The 15,235-nt window shown below is 72.4% G+C and carries 14 protein-coding genes and 1 pseudogene; 11 read left to right on the top strand and 4 right to left on the bottom strand.

What is annotated here, in order from left to right:
• Nucleotides 1-121: 121 nt before the first annotated feature.
• Entirely contained in the window at nt 122-838 is a 717-nt protein-coding gene (locus ACIRQY_RS31060; protein ID WP_403931207.1) for a DsbA family protein, read from the bottom strand.
• A gap of 153 nt (nt 839-991) precedes the next feature.
• On the opposite strand from ACIRQY_RS31060, the gene ACIRQY_RS31055 reads away from it, so the two are divergent.
• Entirely contained in the window at nt 992-2,380 is a 1,389-nt protein-coding gene (locus tag ACIRQY_RS31055) for an NAD(P)/FAD-dependent oxidoreductase (RefSeq protein ID WP_403931205.1), read from the top strand.
• Nucleotides 2,381-2,585: 205 nt separating this feature from the next.
• On the opposite strand, the gene ACIRQY_RS31050 is transcribed toward ACIRQY_RS31055, so the two are convergent.
• Nucleotides 2,586-4,703 (bottom strand): restriction endonuclease, encoded by a 2,118-nt coding sequence (locus ACIRQY_RS31050; RefSeq protein ID WP_403931203.1) that lies wholly within the window; start codon nt 4,701-4,703, stop codon nt 2,586-2,588.
• A gap of 326 nt (nt 4,704-5,029) precedes the next feature.
• On the opposite strand from ACIRQY_RS31050, the gene ACIRQY_RS31045 reads away from it, so the two are divergent.
• Nucleotides 5,030-5,578 carry an SMI1/KNR4 family protein gene (locus tag ACIRQY_RS31045; protein ID WP_403931201.1) on the top strand — a complete coding sequence of 183 codons (549 nt, stop codon included), beginning with the start codon at nt 5,030-5,032 and terminating at the stop codon, nt 5,576-5,578.
• Between the two features lie 307 nt (nt 5,579-5,885).
• On the opposite strand, the gene ACIRQY_RS31040 is transcribed toward ACIRQY_RS31045, so the two are convergent.
• A complete protein-coding gene (locus tag ACIRQY_RS31040; protein WP_403931200.1) occupies nt 5,886-6,446 on the bottom strand; it encodes a GNAT family N-acetyltransferase in 561 nt (186 codons plus the stop codon).
• A 2-nt stretch (nt 6,447-6,448) separates the two neighbouring features.
• Nucleotides 6,449-7,216 (bottom strand): GntR family transcriptional regulator, encoded by a 768-nt coding sequence (locus tag ACIRQY_RS31035; RefSeq protein ID WP_403931198.1) that lies wholly within the window; start codon nt 7,214-7,216, stop codon nt 6,449-6,451.
• Nucleotides 7,217-7,757: 541 nt separating this feature from the next.
• On the opposite strand from ACIRQY_RS31035, the gene ACIRQY_RS31030 reads away from it, so the two are divergent.
• The 9 genes and pseudogenes from ACIRQY_RS31030 (at nt 7,758) to ACIRQY_RS30990 (ending at nt 14,968) form a co-directional block, all read left to right on the top strand.
• Nucleotides 7,758-8,216: a protein kilB gene (locus tag ACIRQY_RS31030; RefSeq protein ID WP_403931196.1), complete on the top strand. Its 459-nt coding sequence runs from the start codon at nt 7,758-7,760 to the stop codon at nt 8,214-8,216.
• 247 nt (nt 8,217-8,463) lie between these two features.
• The gene (locus ACIRQY_RS31025) at nt 8,464-8,730 is read left to right on the top strand and encodes a DUF6284 family protein (protein ID WP_403931194.1); all 267 of its coding nucleotides are present in this window, start codon (nt 8,464-8,466) and stop codon (nt 8,728-8,730) included.
• Nucleotides 8,727-9,179 carry a Pycsar system effector family protein gene (locus ACIRQY_RS31020; RefSeq protein ID WP_403931192.1) on the top strand — a complete coding sequence of 151 codons (453 nt, stop codon included), beginning with the start codon at nt 8,727-8,729 and terminating at the stop codon, nt 9,177-9,179. Before ACIRQY_RS31025 ends, ACIRQY_RS31020 begins: the two co-directional genes overlap by 4 nt.
• Nucleotides 9,176-9,460 (top strand): hypothetical protein, encoded by a 285-nt coding sequence (locus ACIRQY_RS31015; RefSeq protein ID WP_403931191.1) that lies wholly within the window; start codon nt 9,176-9,178, stop codon nt 9,458-9,460. The genes ACIRQY_RS31020 and ACIRQY_RS31015 overlap by 4 nt, the downstream gene beginning before the upstream one ends.
• Entirely contained in the window at nt 9,457-10,557 is a 1,101-nt protein-coding gene (locus tag ACIRQY_RS31010; protein WP_403931190.1) for a hypothetical protein, read from the top strand. The genes ACIRQY_RS31015 and ACIRQY_RS31010 overlap by 4 nt, the downstream gene beginning before the upstream one ends.
• A gap of 22 nt (nt 10,558-10,579) precedes the next feature.
• Nucleotides 10,580-10,942 (top strand): annotated as a pseudogene (locus ACIRQY_RS31005) (NUDIX domain-containing protein); the annotation flags it as partial.
• Nucleotides 10,942-11,163: a hypothetical protein gene (locus ACIRQY_RS31000; RefSeq protein ID WP_403931188.1), complete on the top strand. Its 222-nt coding sequence runs from the start codon at nt 10,942-10,944 to the stop codon at nt 11,161-11,163. The pseudogene ACIRQY_RS31005 and the gene ACIRQY_RS31000, both read left to right, overlap by 1 nt.
• A gap of 80 nt (nt 11,164-11,243) precedes the next feature.
• Entirely contained in the window at nt 11,244-12,845 is a 1,602-nt protein-coding gene (locus tag ACIRQY_RS30995) for a hypothetical protein (protein WP_403931186.1), read from the top strand.
• The gene (locus tag ACIRQY_RS30990; protein WP_403931184.1) at nt 12,845-14,968 is read left to right on the top strand and encodes a hypothetical protein; all 2,124 of its coding nucleotides are present in this window, start codon (nt 12,845-12,847) and stop codon (nt 14,966-14,968) included. Before ACIRQY_RS30995 ends, ACIRQY_RS30990 begins: the two co-directional genes overlap by 1 nt.
• Nucleotides 14,969-15,235 lie beyond the last annotated feature (267 nt).

The raw sequence follows: 15,235 nt of genomic DNA, 5'->3' as shown, positions 1-15,235 counted from the left end.
CCGGAATTTTCCCCGCGCCCCCGCGCCCCCGCGCCCCCGCGCCCGCGTGTCCGCGTGTCCGCGTGTCCGCCCTCCGGGCCAGAACGACCGGACGACCAAGCCACCGGGCCACCGGGACGACCTAGACCCCGGCCTCGCGCAGCGCCTCCCTGAACTGTGCCGTGTCGTACAGCGCGTTCCCGCCCGGCAGCGGGGTGCCGTCGACGAGGACGGTCGGGGTGCCGCCCACCCCGGACTCCTCGAAGGCACGCTCGGAGTCGGCGACCCAGGTCCCGTAGGTGTTCTCCCGTACGGCCCGGTCGAAGGCGGGGCTCCGCAGCCCGTCCACCCCGTCCGCGATCCGCAGCAGATGGCCGACGGAGAAACCGTCCTTCGTCTCGCCGTCCGGCTGGGAGGCGAACAGCCCCGCCTGGAACGCGGCGAACTTCCCGGGACCAGCCTCCACCGACGCTCGCAGCGCGTTCGCGGCCCGCGCCGAGGCCGTATCGCCGGTGCGGGCGTCGAGGAAGGAGGCGACGACGTACTCGACCCGCACGGTCCCCGCCCCGGCCAGCTCCGCGAGGACCGGTCCGCCGCTCGCCTCGAACTTCGCGCAGTAGCCGCACCTCGGGTCCACGTACACCGTGACGGTGTGCGGGGCCGACGGATCTCCGACGACGATCTTCGTACCTTCCACGGCCGCCGGCAGCCCCGTGAGCGCCTTCGTGTGCTCCGGCGCGACCACCGTCACGGCCGCCGCCGCGGCTGCCCCGCCGTCCGAACACCCGCCTGCGGCAAGGCCGATGAGACCTGCCGAGACCGCCGCGGCGACCACGCGCCGGGTCCTGCGTACGGGCATGGGAGAGTCCTTCCGGAGCAACGGAATCCGCACCTGACACACACCCTCGAACCTAGGGCGGAACCCCTACGGGAAGCGCCGCCGAAGGACCCGTATCCAGGGGCCCAAGGCCCCGGGTAACGTCCCGCCCACGCACCCGGAAGAGGGATACACATGAGCACGGTCAACGGCGGCATTTCGTTCTGGTACGCGCAGGAGGGCGCCCCCGCCCCCCGCGAGCCGCTCCCCGGCGACACCGCCGCCGACGTCTGCGTCGTCGGCGGCGGCTACACGGGCCTCTGGACCGCGTACTACCTCAAGAAGGCCGCGCCCTTCCTGAACATCACCGTCCTGGAGGCGAAGTTCTGCGGGTACGGCGCCTCCGGGCGCAACGGCGGCTGGCTCTACAACGGCATCGCCGGACGGGACCGCTACGCGCGGCTGCACGGCCAGGACGCCGCCGTCCGCCTCCAGCGGGCCATGAACGACACCGTCACCGAGGTCGTCGACGTCTGCGAACGGGAGGAGATCGACGCCGACGTGCACCGGGGAGGCGTCCTCGAAGTCGCCCTCTCCCCCGCCCAGCTCGCCCGGCTCAAGGACTTCCACGCCGCCGAGGCCGCCTTCGGCGAGACCGACCGCGAGCTGTACGGGGCCCGCGAGACCGCCGACCGCATCCGGGTCACCGGCGCCGTCGGCTCCTCCTGGACCCCGCACGGGGCACGGCTGCACCCCGTGAAACTGGTGAAGGGCCTCGCGGCGGCCGTGGAGGCGCTCGGGGTCACGATCCACGAGTCGACGCCGGTCACCGAGATCCGGCCGAAGCACGCGGTCACCCCCTACGGGACGGTCCGTGCCCCCTACGTGCTGCGCTGCACCGAGGGCTTCACCGCCTCCCTCGCGGGCCAGCGCCGTACCTGGCTGCCCATGAACTCCTCGATGATCGCCACCGAGCCGCTCAGCGAGGAGCAGTGGGCGTCGCTCGGCTGGGAGGGCCGCGAGACGCTCGGCGACATGGCGCACGCCTACATGTACGCCCAGCGCACCGCCGACGGCCGCATCGCGCTCGGCGGCCGGGGCGTCCCGTACCGCTTCGGCTCGAAGACCGACAACGACGGGCGCACCCAGCCGCAGACGATCGAGGCGCTGCGCGAGATCCTGGTCCGCTTCTTCCCCCAGCTCGCCGGGGTGCGCATCGAACACGCCTGGTCCGGGGTGCTCGGCGTACCGCGCGACTGGTGCGCCACGGCCACCCTGGACCGCTCCACCGGCCTGGGCTGGGCGGGCGGCTACGTCGGCTCGGGCGTCGCCACCGCGAACCTCGCGGGCCGCACCCTGCGGGACCTCGTGCAGCAGGACTCGGGCCAGTCGGGCGCCACGGACCTGACGGCCCTCCCATGGGTCGGCCACAAGGTCCGCAAGTGGGAGCCGGAGCCGCTGCGCTGGCTGGGCGTGCAGACGATGTACGCGGCCTTCCGGGGCGCCGACCGGCGTGAACTCACGGGCATCACGGCGACGACGGACCGCGTGGCGAGGATCGCGAACCGGCTGAGCGGCCGCTGAGGGAAGCCCTGACGGGCCTGAGGGGGAGCTGAGGGGTCGCCCTGTCAGGGACACCCCTGGTGGGGCACCCCGTCAGACGCGACCTGCCCCAGGGACACCCCATCAGGGCACCCCCTCAGGGTGTACCCCCTCAGGGTGCCCCTGGGCACCCAGGGGGCCCCGAACCCCCCTCCTCAGGGCCGCCACCCCCCAGCAGCCCTCACCCTCACTCCACGTCGATCCCGAAGTCCCCCACCAGTTCCTCAAGGCCACCCCGGTAGCCCTTCCCGCCGAGGACGAAGTCCCAGTCGCCGCCGGAACGCCGCCGGAACGAGCCGAGGACGAGGGCGGTCTCGCCGGACCGCCCGTCGGACACGACGAGCTGGTCGAGTTCGGCCCCGGAGTCGTCGCGGAGCCGGATGCCCGCGTCCAGGAACCCCCCGAGGTCCGCGTCGGGGTTGGCCTCGGGGTCGACGGCGGCGACCAGGACGAGCCGGTCGGCACGGGCCGGGAGCGCGTCGAAACCGACCCGGACGGCGGCCCGGTCACCGGGCGCGGCGGACACCATGGCGACGGAACCGTCCGGGGTGGCGGGGTTGTTGAAGAAGACGAACCACTCGTCGCCGAGGACCCGGTTCCCGGCGCAGACCAGGGCGCAGACGTCGAGCGCGACGGCTCCGGACCAGACCATGCCGAGCAGGTTGAAGGCGTCGTCGGCGTCGGCGGGCGCGGTTCCGACGGGATCGGCCGGCCCGAGGGAGCCGACGGAACCGGCGGGCGCGGACGGCGTGCCGGGACCGAGGCGCCCGCGCAGCCCGTGCTGGTGGAGCAGGTCGACGAGTTCGGTCCCGGAGATCAGGGTGAGGGGCTTGCCGTTGGCGAAGGTGTACGAGCCGGGCCCGAACCTGGAGGTGGTGACGAGGACGCCCTTGTTGGCCCCGGCGCCCTGCACGGTGCCGAACAGATCCCGTACGGCCGTCGGGGGGACGGTGTTCCGGTATCGCTTGACCTGGACGACGATCGATCCGCCGCTGATGGGGTCAGGGTCGAGGGCCTCGACGTCGACGCCGCCGTCGTTGGAACGGCGGGTGGTGACGGCCTGGAGCCCCCGGGCCCGGAACAGTTCGGCGACGAGCCCCTCGAAGGCGATCGGGTCCATGGCGAGCAGGTCGGGTTCCTCGCCGTCGCCCTGGACGACGACATCGGTGCCGACCTGGTCGGGGGTGAGCAGCGGCACGACGGGGGTCCGCTCGTCGGGCTTGGCGGAGAGCCGTCCGGCGAGCGCGCCGGTCAGGCAGTCGACGGCGCTGACGAGTTCCAGGTTGAGCGCGTCGAAGGCGGGCCGCCCGACGGCCACGGAGGCCAGACAGATCCGGGCGGCGAGCCCGGTGGCGGGGTCGACCCCGTCGACGTACCCGTTGAGGACGACCTTCCGCAGGGCGCCGGACCGGTCGGCGGCGAACAGTTCGCGTACGGCGAGCAGCGCGCTCTGGGCGAGGACGTCCCGGTAGAGCGCCCGGCGCTGGGTCACCGGCCGGGGGACCTCCTTCTCCTGGTCGGTGCCGGGCAGGTACTTGACGCCCTTGGCCCCGGGGACGACGTCGTAGCCGGGCAGGTCCCAGTCGAGGACGAGGGCGCGGGCGCCCCGGTCGTACGCGGCGGAGACCTCGCGGGGGAAGCCCTCGGGCCAGGCGGTGGAGGCGAAGAGGACGGCGGAGAAGAAGTCGACGACGGTCTCGGCGTCACCGTCGCCGAGGGCGGCCACGGTCCCGGCGACACCCGCGTTGTGCGCCCGTATCTCGGCGAGGCGGGCGGCGGCCCAGCTGTCGTACTCGCGCCGGTAGGCGGCCAGTTGCTCGGTCCGGCGCGCCTGGGCGGCCTGGGCCGCGTACCAGTCGTGCTCGAACCGGGCGCGGGCGTCCCGCTCGGCCTGGGCGCGCCCGGATGCGGTCCAGGCGGACTGCGGCTGGTAGAGCCGCTGGTCGGGCATGGGGACGGGCTCGCCGAGCGGTCCCGGCGAGAACGGCTCGATGTCCTCGTCCCGGCGCAGGGACGCCACCGCGAAGGCGGGCCCCCGGCACCCGGCGGCGAGGAGCCCCTCCAGGACGGCGACCCGTTCGTCCAGCTCCCGGGTGCGGCGCAGGGCGTCCGCGTCCCGCTGCTGCCGGTACGCGGCCTTCTGCTCCCGCTGCATCCGGGCCACGTCCCGCTCGTACGCCCGCTGGGCCCGCTCGGCGTCCCGCCGCTGCCGCAGCACGGCCTGCTGCTGCCCCTCGCGCTGCCGCTGCGCCACCCGCTGCTGCTCGGCCCACACCCCGATCAGCCCACCGGAACGCCGACTCATCGACCACACCCCTCCCCAAGAGACACCCCCGCCATGACTACACCACCGAAGCCGCGCGAGCACCGCCCGTACACCATCACGCACCTGACACGACCACACACCGGCCCGCCCCTCAGCCCGGCACGTGCTCCCGCCACTCCAGAACCCGAACCGGCCCCAGCGGCCAGTACCGGTCCCGGCTGGCGTCGGGCACGAGGCGGCTGGAGTCCTTCAGCTTCCCGACGTCCGGTGCTTTCCCTCCAGTTGAGAGAAGAAGACCACCACAACCGCCAAGCCGATTGCCGGGACGACGCTCTCTGTCATAGGTGCCTGGCAGGATCCCGGACGTGACAGCCATCGAAGATCTCGTTCCCTGCATAGCGGCGAAGGCCCAGGCCACCTCGACGACCTTGCCTCCCGCCGCCAGCGCCGAGGAGGTTGCCGAAGCAGAGGCGGTTCTGGGCTTCGCACTCCCGCCACTGCTGGCGAGTCTGTACCGGGAGGTGGCCAACGGTGGCTACGGCCCCGATTACCAGCTGCTTCCGCTGATCGGGGCAGGACATACGGTCCTGAGCGCGTACCAGTCCGAACGATCCGCCTCGGCCGAGGGAGAGACGCCGTACTGGCCTGCGGGCGTGCTGCCGATCCTCGACTGGGGCTGCGGCATGTACGCCGCTGTGGACTGCCACAGCGAGACCGCCACGGTCCTCCTCTTCGAGCCGAACGCCATGGCGGACGACGGATCCGCCGCCTGGTTCGTCGACGCGGGGAGCCTGGCCGAGTGGCTGGAGACCTGGCTCGCCGGAACAGGGTGGTACCGGGAAGACGCCGATGAACATGAAGACGTGGCAGGACCGACCCCATGGGAGACGGCGGCCTCCCGGATCGCGGAGTAGGTGAACGCCACGGAATGACCGCTGAGCTCATCCGTGGAGCGGCTCATCACGCGACGGCGTCCCCGGCCCGACCGCCCCTGACCGTCGCCGCCGACGTCACCCCTGGACACGCGAAGACCCCCGACCAAGATCGGCCGGGGGGGCTTCGCGTGTCCTGCCTGGAGCCCCCTGTCGGGTTCGAACCGACGACCCCCGCTTTACAAGTTCGGCCCACGCCCGACTAGCGGGACCAGCCTGCTGCTTCTGGGTCCCTCCACAGTCGAGTTCGGCCGCTGTCGTTCGCCGGGGTTGTCGTCAGAATCGGTCGTCAGACCGCAGGCAGCCGATCGGCTTGGTCAGTGAGTGCGTGCGTCCCACAAAGAGCGGCCGGACGCTGGGCGAGCCACCCCGATACGCGCGGCCCACCGTTGATGGCTCCGCCCTCGGTGACGGTCCGGACGTGTGAGAAGCCGTGCTGAAGGTAGTAGCCCTGGAGCTTCGTGTTCGTCGTCCATGCGTCCAAACGGAGCCAGGCGGCACCGGAGAGGGACGCCCGGTCCCCCGCCCAGTCGAGCAGTCGCCCGCCGAGGTCCCGTCCCGCGTGAGTGCGAGCGACCATCAGCTTGTTGATGAACATCGACGGCTCCGCGAGTTCACGATCGCTCCACAGTCCGTCTTCGGCGTCAGGAGTCAGAGTGATGGTGGCCGCCGTAGCAGCCCCGTCGCGGACCATGAAGACGACACCCTGCCGGATCGTGGCGAGAAGCTTGTCCGCCGGGTACGGCCGCTGCCACTGGTCCGTGCCCAGATCGGTCAGCCATCCGGCCGCTTCCTGCCTGAAGGCCACCAGCTTGGGGAGGTCGTCGGGGGTGGCAGTCTCGATGATCACAGCTACATGTCTCCCTCGCGGGCCGAAAGACTCCCGATCTCGTAGTTCATGCGGTTGAGGTCGCCCCGGAAGGTCGTGATCGTGCATCGGATCGGCTTGGTGTCCGAGTAGCCCGTCCTCGTCCAGAGCATGACGGGGACGCCAGCGGACACCTCCAGCAGTCGCGCCTCTTCGGGGGTGGGCATCCGGGCCGCGATCTCATCGAAGTACCCGACCTGTTCGACGCCGACTCCCGCGAGATAGCGGGTGGTCCCCTCCTCGATGTCGCCCGGCTCCGCGAGTCGGGGGGCCTCCTTGACCAGCCAGTCCGGGTAGTAGGTGGCCTGGGTCGACCAGGGCACGTCGTCCACGAAGCGGCGACAGAACCGGAGGACCGTCGTGGAACCCCGTCCCACCTTGAGCCGCTCGGCAACGTACTCGGTCGCCGGGGTCACCTCGACGCGGAACGTCTGCGTGGGTCGACGGCCAGCGGCCGTGACGTCGGTGTTGTAGGCATCGCCGTTCTGCGGAAACGTCAGGTTCTCGAAGCGGGAGGCATTGAGCTCGAAGACCTCGTGCTTGCGAACCTCGTAGCCCAGGCCCTGGCTGGACGAGATCAAACCCTCACCGACCAGCAGGGAAAGACCGGAGCGAACCGTGTTCCGGGAGGCGCCGAAGCGCTCACTCAGCTCGCTCTCGGATGGCAGGCGAGAGCCAGGCTTGTAGACCACGTTGTCGATGTCGCGGCGCAGCGCGTCAGCGACCTGCCGGTACTTCGGCTGCTTGTTCATGCGCCCATGATGACTCACTCGCTCAACTTGTTGGTACATGCGGGCCCCAATCGCTTGACGACTCACTGTCCGTGGGTGCAACATCACTGCATCAGCTTGTACCAACAAGTTGAGCAAGCGGTGCATCACCATCAAGTATGCCCGTTTGCGGCGGTATTCCCACAGGTGGGGAGTGTCGTCACCAGTTCAGGGCGGGGACGCTGCAATCCCGCTAAAGGCCAGGTAGGACGCAATGGGCTTCGGCCCGACTGGCGAGGTGGCCCGGTGACCGCGAGCAACGGCCGGAGAGTGGGGACACGGTCCCCCTTGCAGTGCTCCATCCCTGTTCACCGATGCCGAGGAGGTCCTGATGTTCCGACGAAGACCCGAGGCGCCGCCCCGCTGGACCGGCGGAGCTGGCCGCGCCTACCGCGTCACCTGATCCCCGCAGCGTCGCTGCGGCCGGTTGCCTCCTCTGCCCGTCCGGGCCCCTCGCGGGGTGTCGTACGGGCGGGGTCGAGGGGAGCCGGATTGGCCACTGAGATCTACCTGGGGGTTCACCATGGAAGCTGTTGTTGCCAGCGTTATCGCGGTGCTTGGGACGCTGCTGGGTGCGGTTGTCGCCGGGCTGCTTCAGCACCGGATGGCCCGCCGGGAGCGGACGGCGGTGCAGGCCAGTGAGCTGCGTCGTGAGCGGCTGGCCGCTGTGACCGCTCTGGTGGCGGCGCTCGCGGAGCACCGGCGGGCGATGTGGGTGCGTGAGGATCTGCGGCTGAGCGGTGCGGCTGAGGCCGCGTACGAGCAGGCGCGGGCCGAGAGCCACGCGACCCGGGCCGCGATCACCGCTCCGCTGACGGCGGTGCGGATCCTCGTTCCGGCTCTCGCGGAGCAGGCCGAGCTGGCCGCCCGCGCCTCGTACGGGCTGCGCCGGTCGGCGACTGCCGAGGTTCTCGACGCGAGCCGCATGGCCGCGATCGATGCGGCCGACCGGCTCGTGGGCAGCGCCGCGACCGCTCTTTGATGTTCAGCCCCGATGGTCTGAGGTCGGGTTCGACTCCCGGCCGGGGCAATGCCGCAAGTAGCCCATACCTAGGGCGAGTTGATTCGCAGCCTCTGTGCTGCGGCCGGTTGCCTCCCCTGCCCGTCCGGCCCCTCCACCGGGGCTCGTACGGGCGGGGTTGAGGGGAGCCGGAGTGCTCCAACGGCTGAACCCCCGGGGCGGCTACCCCGGGGGTTCGTAGGGCCGTTCCTCTGTGGAAGGAAGACCCATGAAATCCATCATCACACTCCCGGCGTCGTCCGGGGGCCTGGCATTCGACGGCGAGCCGTCGGACGCGGAGCTGGACGCGATCGAGTGCGAGCTGCCGCTGATCCTGGCGGAGGCCGATCTGCTCGACGCGGAGATCATGGCGCTGGACCGGCCGGTGGCGGAGCTGGACGCGCTGCGGATCCGGCGGGCCCGCCGCCGGGTGCTGGCGGCCCGCCGGGACCTGGCCAACCGCACCGCCACGATGCTGTCGGGTGGTGCGGCATGACGCCCACCGACATCGCGCTGACGGCCGCGCATGCCGAGGTGAAGGCGGAACTGGCACGCACGGACACGAAGGCGAGCCTGCTGCTCGCCTTAACCGGGGCGGCGCTGGCGGCCGTGTGGTCGGTCGCGAGCACCCTCCATCTGCCTCCGGCCGCGATGGTGACCGGCGGCGCCGGGACGGCGGTGCTCCTGGCCGTGATCGTGCTGCTGCTGCGGGCGGTCCGCCCGAACCTGCAGGGCGGGGACGGCTTCCCGAAGTGGGCCCTGCTCACGCCGGAGCAGCTGCGTGAGCGGTTCGCGCAGGACCTGCGGGCCGAGGACATCGCGGGTCTGTCCCGCGTCGCCGTGGCGAAGTTCGCCCGGATCCAGCGGGCCGTCGACCTCACCTACATCGCGGTGGGCCTGTTCGTGGCCGCCGGGCTCCTCGCCACCGTGGGGGGTGTCGCGTGACCCGGCTCACCGACCTCCCCGGTGAGGTCACTCATCTGCTGACGGTGATCGTGGCGGCCCTGGATATCCCGCTGCCGTCGATCGAGGACAGCGACGAGGCCGCTCGCCACGCCGTCCTGGACGAGCGGGCGGCGGGGGTGCGGATTGCCCTGTCGGTCCTGCTGGGCCACCCCTGCTCCGGGGACCTGGAGGACACCGCCCGGTACATCCGCGAGCGGACCGCCGAGTACCCGGTCACCTACACCCCCTTCTCCGACCGCCGGACGGGGGAGGACGCATGACCCCCGAGGGCAGGGAGCTGTCCCGGCTCCAGCGGATCGTGCTGGGGGCGGCGTTCGTGCCGATGCTGGCGACCGGCGGCGCGGGCGGGTACGGCACCTACACCAACATCAAGGCCGCCTACGGCTCCGGCACCGCCGTCGGCGCGGTCGCAGCCGGTGAGGGCGCCACCGCCGTCCTGGCGGTCGTCCTCCTCGGGCTGACCCTGCTGGGCCAGTCCTCCCCGCGCGTAATCCGGGTCGGGCTGTGGGCCCTGCCCACAGCCGCAGCAGCCATGTCGGCCACCGCCGCGAAGACCCTGGGCGAGATGGTCATCTACGCGCTGACCCCCATGGGCATGACCGCGTCGGCCGAGGGCGCCGCGTTCCTCGCCCGCCGGATCGTCGTCTACCGCGACGGCCGGGACGCGGATGCCGAAGCGCACGCGGCGGAGCTGGTGCAGGCCTTGGCCTACCAGCGGGCCATGTCCGAGCGGCACCCCGATCCGGAGGTCCGCAAGGAGGCGGAGCTGGAGTACTGGAGGCTCGGGAAGAAGGTCGGGGCGGGGGACATCGTCCTGGGTACCCGACTGGTCGACGCCCAGCGCGACAGGCTCACCGACGGCGCCCACGCGGCCCTTGCCGACATGTTCACCGTGACGCGGCCCGTGACGCGGGTCGTGACGCCCCCGGTGCTCGACCGCCCGCAGCGGCTCGCTCTCGACGCTCCCGTCCCGGCCCGTGACGCCGAGGACACGCAGGTCACGGCCGAGGAGACGCCCTCAGAGCCCGGGAGGGTCACGCCCGTGACGCCTCTTCCGGCCAGCCCCGTGACGCCCGTGACGGCACCCGTCACGGACACCGCCGACGAGCCCGCGTCGGAGCCGCCGGTGACGCTCGGGGAGGTCGCCGCCGTCACGGGCGTGACGGTCCCCGTCCCGTCCGTCCCGCTGACCGACGAGCAGCTGGTAGTGGTGCTGCGGTTCCTGCGGTACTCGGCCGACCCGCCGCTGTCCTACCGGCAGGCCGCGGCTCTCTTCCGCGAGCGCGGATTCGTCGGGGCCGAGGCCCGCGTCCGGGCCGCCTGGGGCGCCCTGATGTCCCAGGAAGAGACCGCCTGACTCGCTCGAGCGGGGCTGGCCGCCGTTCCAGGGACGTCTCGCTCTGCCCGGCGGGCACGTCGACCCCGGCGAGACCGCCCGGACCGCCGCCGCCCGCGAGCTGGAGGAGGAGACCGGGATCCGGGTGTCCGAGGACGCCCTGGCCCTGGTCGGCATCTACGACGCCCCGGACCGCGACCCGCGCGGCCGGTACATCACCGCCGCCTACCTCGTCACCGTCCCCGCCGGAACCGAGGCGCGGGCCGGAGACGACGCCACCGCCGTCCGCTGGGTCCCCCTCAACGCCCCCGGCCTGCTGGCGTTCGACCACACGGACATCGTCCGCGAGGCACAGCGCAAGACCCCGACGATCACCACCAACTCCGGCCCTGTGAAGGGGATTTGATGGCACTCCGCAGCCAGAGGCAGGGCACCCACGCCTACGTGATCACCCTCCAGGGCGGTCCGGACGGTGGCGTGTGCACCCTCCAGGGCACCCACACCCCGCGCGTGGGTGAGACCCGCTTCGACATCCTCATGCAGCTCCGGACGGACGCCGCCCGCTCCCACCGGGGGCTGGACGACGCCGTCGTCCTGTTCTTCTCCCTCGACCGAAACACCCTCTGACCCGCACATCAGGCGGGGCCCGGCCGCTTCTCGCCAAAGTCCCGGCCGGGCCCCTGATCTCCACTGAGGAGGTAGCAAGGATGACGGACATCAGTACCGAGCCGGTAGTGGGCGTCACCCCGCCGCCCGCTCCGCCGACGATCCCGCCCCCTTCCCCCACTCCGGCTCCGGAGCAGGGGAAAGCGAAGCAGGGTCCGGCCGGGGTCGCGCATACGGCGGGTGGGTGGCCGGTGGTTCCGCTGGCCACCACCAGCGTCAACACCAGCGTGGGCACGGTCGCCGCGGCGACGCTCGCGGGCGGCCCGGCCGGGGCCGCGCTCGCCCTCGCCGGGGCGGCCCTTGTCGGCGGCGCCGTCCTGGCCCACCGAGCCATCCGCCAGCGCACCGCCAAGACCAAGACCACGCAGCGGGCCGGTGCCAAGGTCCCGACCCCGGCCCCGAAGCCGAGCCCGGCCCCGAAGCCGAGCCCGTCCCGGCAGCCGAACAGCTCGCCCCGCGCGGGCGGGCAGCGCTCCGCCGGCACTTTTCCGGGCGGGGCGTCCCGGGGTCGTACCGGCTCGACGGGGACATCGGCGTCGGCGGCGCCCCGGCAGCAGCCGAAGGGCAGGATCGGTCAGGTCCGGGACCTGCGTCAGTCGGCCCGCTCGACGGCCGGGGGCGCGACACGAGCCGACCGCCGGACCGCCCAGACCCAGGCACGCCGTCAGAACGCCGACAACCGCCGCACCACCCCCGCACCCGCACCCCGCCAGGCCCCCCGCACCCACACCCCCGCCCGCGACCACCGGGCAGGTGGCTCCAACTCCCCTAATAAGAAGCCTGGTTCGGGTCTGGGGGTGCGGGTGGGGGCGGTTCGTGACACGGCTGTCCAGCGGGCCCGTACGGCCCGGGACCGGGCCGCCGCGAAGGCGGTCGACGGTGCCCGGGACAAGACCCGCACGGCCGTCACCGCCCGCCAGAAGCGCGCCATGAAGAAGGCGGTACGCAAGCGGGCCCGGCGGGACCTGTGGCGCTCGGCGGCCCGCACGCAGGGGCGCCGTCTGCTCGCCGCGCTGCTCGCGGCGCCGGTCGGCGTCCTGGGGATGGTGACCACGCCGTTCGGCCGGAAGCTCGGCATCAAGGCACTGCAGCACCCCGGGCGCCGCTTCTACCGGCGCCTGATGCGCACCGCCGAGGAACAGCGGGCGGTCCGGGACGCGGCGATCCGTGAGCGGCGGGCCGCCACCGAGGCCGCCATCGACGCCGACCTGACCGGCGAGCAGCAGATCAGCGACACCGTCGAACGCCCCGCCCACCTTCTCCCCGCCACCCCGTCGTCTCCGCTGGAGGTCGTGAACGTGTCCGGATTCCGATTCGAAGAAGCCGCCGCCGAGATGGAGAACGCGGCCCGTACCTACGAGCCCGAGGGCGCCATGGAGATCCTCCACATGGTCGAGAACCTCCCCGAGGCTCTGAACTGCGTGGCGCAGACGTTCCGCATCCTGGCCGAGCGGTCGGACGGTGAGTTCCCGCTGGAGAAGGCCATCGCGGGGTCGTTCGATGAGATCTACGGGGCGCTGATGCGGGCGGTGGAGTCCTCCGCCGATCTGGGGCCGCTGTTCCGGCAGGTCCACGAGCACGACATCGCCCGTCACACCGACCCCCGCAACGGCCCCGAGGCCGAGAAGGGCTGGAACGTCTGATGACCACGACCCCGAAGGACACCACCGCGTCGGGGCCGGTGTGGGACTGGGCGGCCGGTCACGGACCTGTGACCGGCGCCCTGTCCGCCACCACCGGCGCGTTCGCCCTGGCCACCACCGGCGCCGCCACCGGCATGCCGCCCACCTGGGCGCTCGCGGTCGGCGCGGCCGGGGCCATCGGCCACACCGTCTCCACCCTCCGCGAACGGCTCTCCGCCCGCACCGTCGCCCTGCGCGCCTCGTCCTGGCTCCTGGGCGCGGGATGGACGACGTGGGCGGTCGCGACGGGGCCGCTGTCCTGGGGCGCGATCGGGTCCCTCGCCGTCCTCGGCGTCGGCATCGGCACCGCCGCCCGCAGCGCGGCCCTGTTCGAGGACGGCCGCGAGCTGGAGCTGATCGCGATCGCGGACCGGCAGGTCGCCGCCGAGCTGTCCGCCGAACGCCGCACCGTCGCCGCGGAATGGGTCGAGCGGATCCAGCGGGTCGCGGGCATCACGGTGACGGTCCTTGCGATCGAGAAGTGGCCCACGGGCACGGGGTTCACGATCGACGCGGAGCTGCCCGGCGGTACGACCTACGACCAGGTCGCCAAGGAATCCGCCCGCCTGTCGGCGGACGCCCAGCTCCCGCACGGCTGCACCGTCGCCGCCACCCCCGGCATCCACCAAGGGCGCGTCCTGATCGACGTCGCCACCGTCAACGTCCTGGTCAACGAGATCCCCTACCCCGCCGACTACAGCCCCCTGTCCATCCACACCGGCCTCCCCTGGGGCGTCCGTGGCGACGGCCGGGACGTCATGGTCTACCTCCGCGAGCAGTGCGCGCTCATCGTCGGCCCCACCGGCTCCGGCAAGACCAACATGGTCCATGACGTCCTCGCCGGGTTCTCCCGGGCCGACGACATCCTGAGCTGGGTCATCGACCTCAACGCGGGCTCCGCCGGGCTCCCCTGGGTCCGGCCCGCCCTCGACGGCGACGGCACCCCCGGCCGGGAGACCCGCCCCGGGATCGACTGGCTCGCCTCCACCTACGACGAGGCCATGCTCATGCTCGACGCGGCCCTGCGCCTCGGCAAGCACCGCAAGGTCTTCTACCAGGACCTCATGGCCCGCGCGAACACCGACCTGCTGCCCGTCTCCGCGCAGATCCCGCAGGTCATGATCCTGATCGACGAGGGCGCGGAGATCCTCGCCAGCTCCGACCCCCAGATGCGCAAGCTCGCCGAGCGCATCCTGGAGGTCATCCGGCTGCTGCGGTCGATGGGCGTCCGCACGGTCCTGACCGCGCTCGGAGCCACCAGCTCCGTCCTCGGAAACCTCATGATCCGCCGCGAAGCCAAAGCCCGCGTCTGCCTGACCGGCGGAGAGGTCGAAGGCATGGACCTGTCCAAGGTCTTCCCCGGCACGCGGGGTTTGCGGCCGGACCAGGCGCCGTACAAGGGCGCCGGGTTCATCGGCACCCCCGAGCAGGCCCCGGGCCTGTTCAAGTCGTGGCGGATCACGCCGCACCAGATCGCGGACATCGTCCGGGCGACGTCCGCGCTCCACCCCCGGCTCGACGAGGCGTCCGCGACCGCCGCCGGACCCGCCTACGCCCGCCGCTGGGACACCACCCGCACCGCCTGGATGCGCACCACCACCCCCACCACCAGCGAGCAGCCCGCCGACCCGCCCGCCCGCGAGACCCCCGGCCGAACAGGCAGCGGGCTCAACCTCTCCGCCCTCCGCAACACCACCCCCACCCCGGCGACTCCGGCGGCGGGCGGGCCGGACGAGGACACGCTCGCCGCCGAGTTCATGGCCCAGATCGACGCCCAGTTCGGCACCACCACCGAACCCGCCGCCAACCCCGCCGAGGACGACGACCGGCCGCGCGGACTGAACCTGACCGCATTCCGCAACGAGCCGTCCGGCGGCCCGGAAGGCCCCGACTGGCTGCCCGCCGCCATCGACGCGATCAAGACCGCCGGACCCGAAGGCATGAAGCCCTCGGCCGTCGCGGACGCGGTCGGGCTGAGTCGTCAGGCCACCCGGGCCGGGCTCAAGGCGGCGGTCGAGCGCGGTGAACTCGTCTACCGCGACCGGGGCCCGCACTCCGTCTATGTCCACCCCGACCACGCCTGAGGCCAGCCACAGAGAGCTACTGGTTAGTGGCTACTGGAAACTTGCCACTAACCAGTAGAGAGCCCGCCTACTGGCAACCAGGGGCTTTGAACAGGGCAGATTCCACTATCCAGTAGCCACTATCCACTAACCAGTAGACCCACACAGCGTCACCCAGCCCGGCGGGCGGCACCTCACCACGAGGCGCCGCCCGCCGCCGTCGAAGGGACCGCATTGTGTACGAGCCGACCCCCTACGAGATCGCCACCGCCCGCCCCTGGAGCCCGT

The sequence above is a fragment of the Streptomyces sp. NPDC101490 genome (assembly GCF_044767145.1).
Taxonomy (GTDB): Bacteria; Actinomycetota; Actinomycetes; order Streptomycetales; family Streptomycetaceae; genus Streptomyces.
The sequence above is the reverse complement of the archived record's forward strand: the minus strand, read 5'-3'. Positions and strand labels throughout refer to the sequence as shown.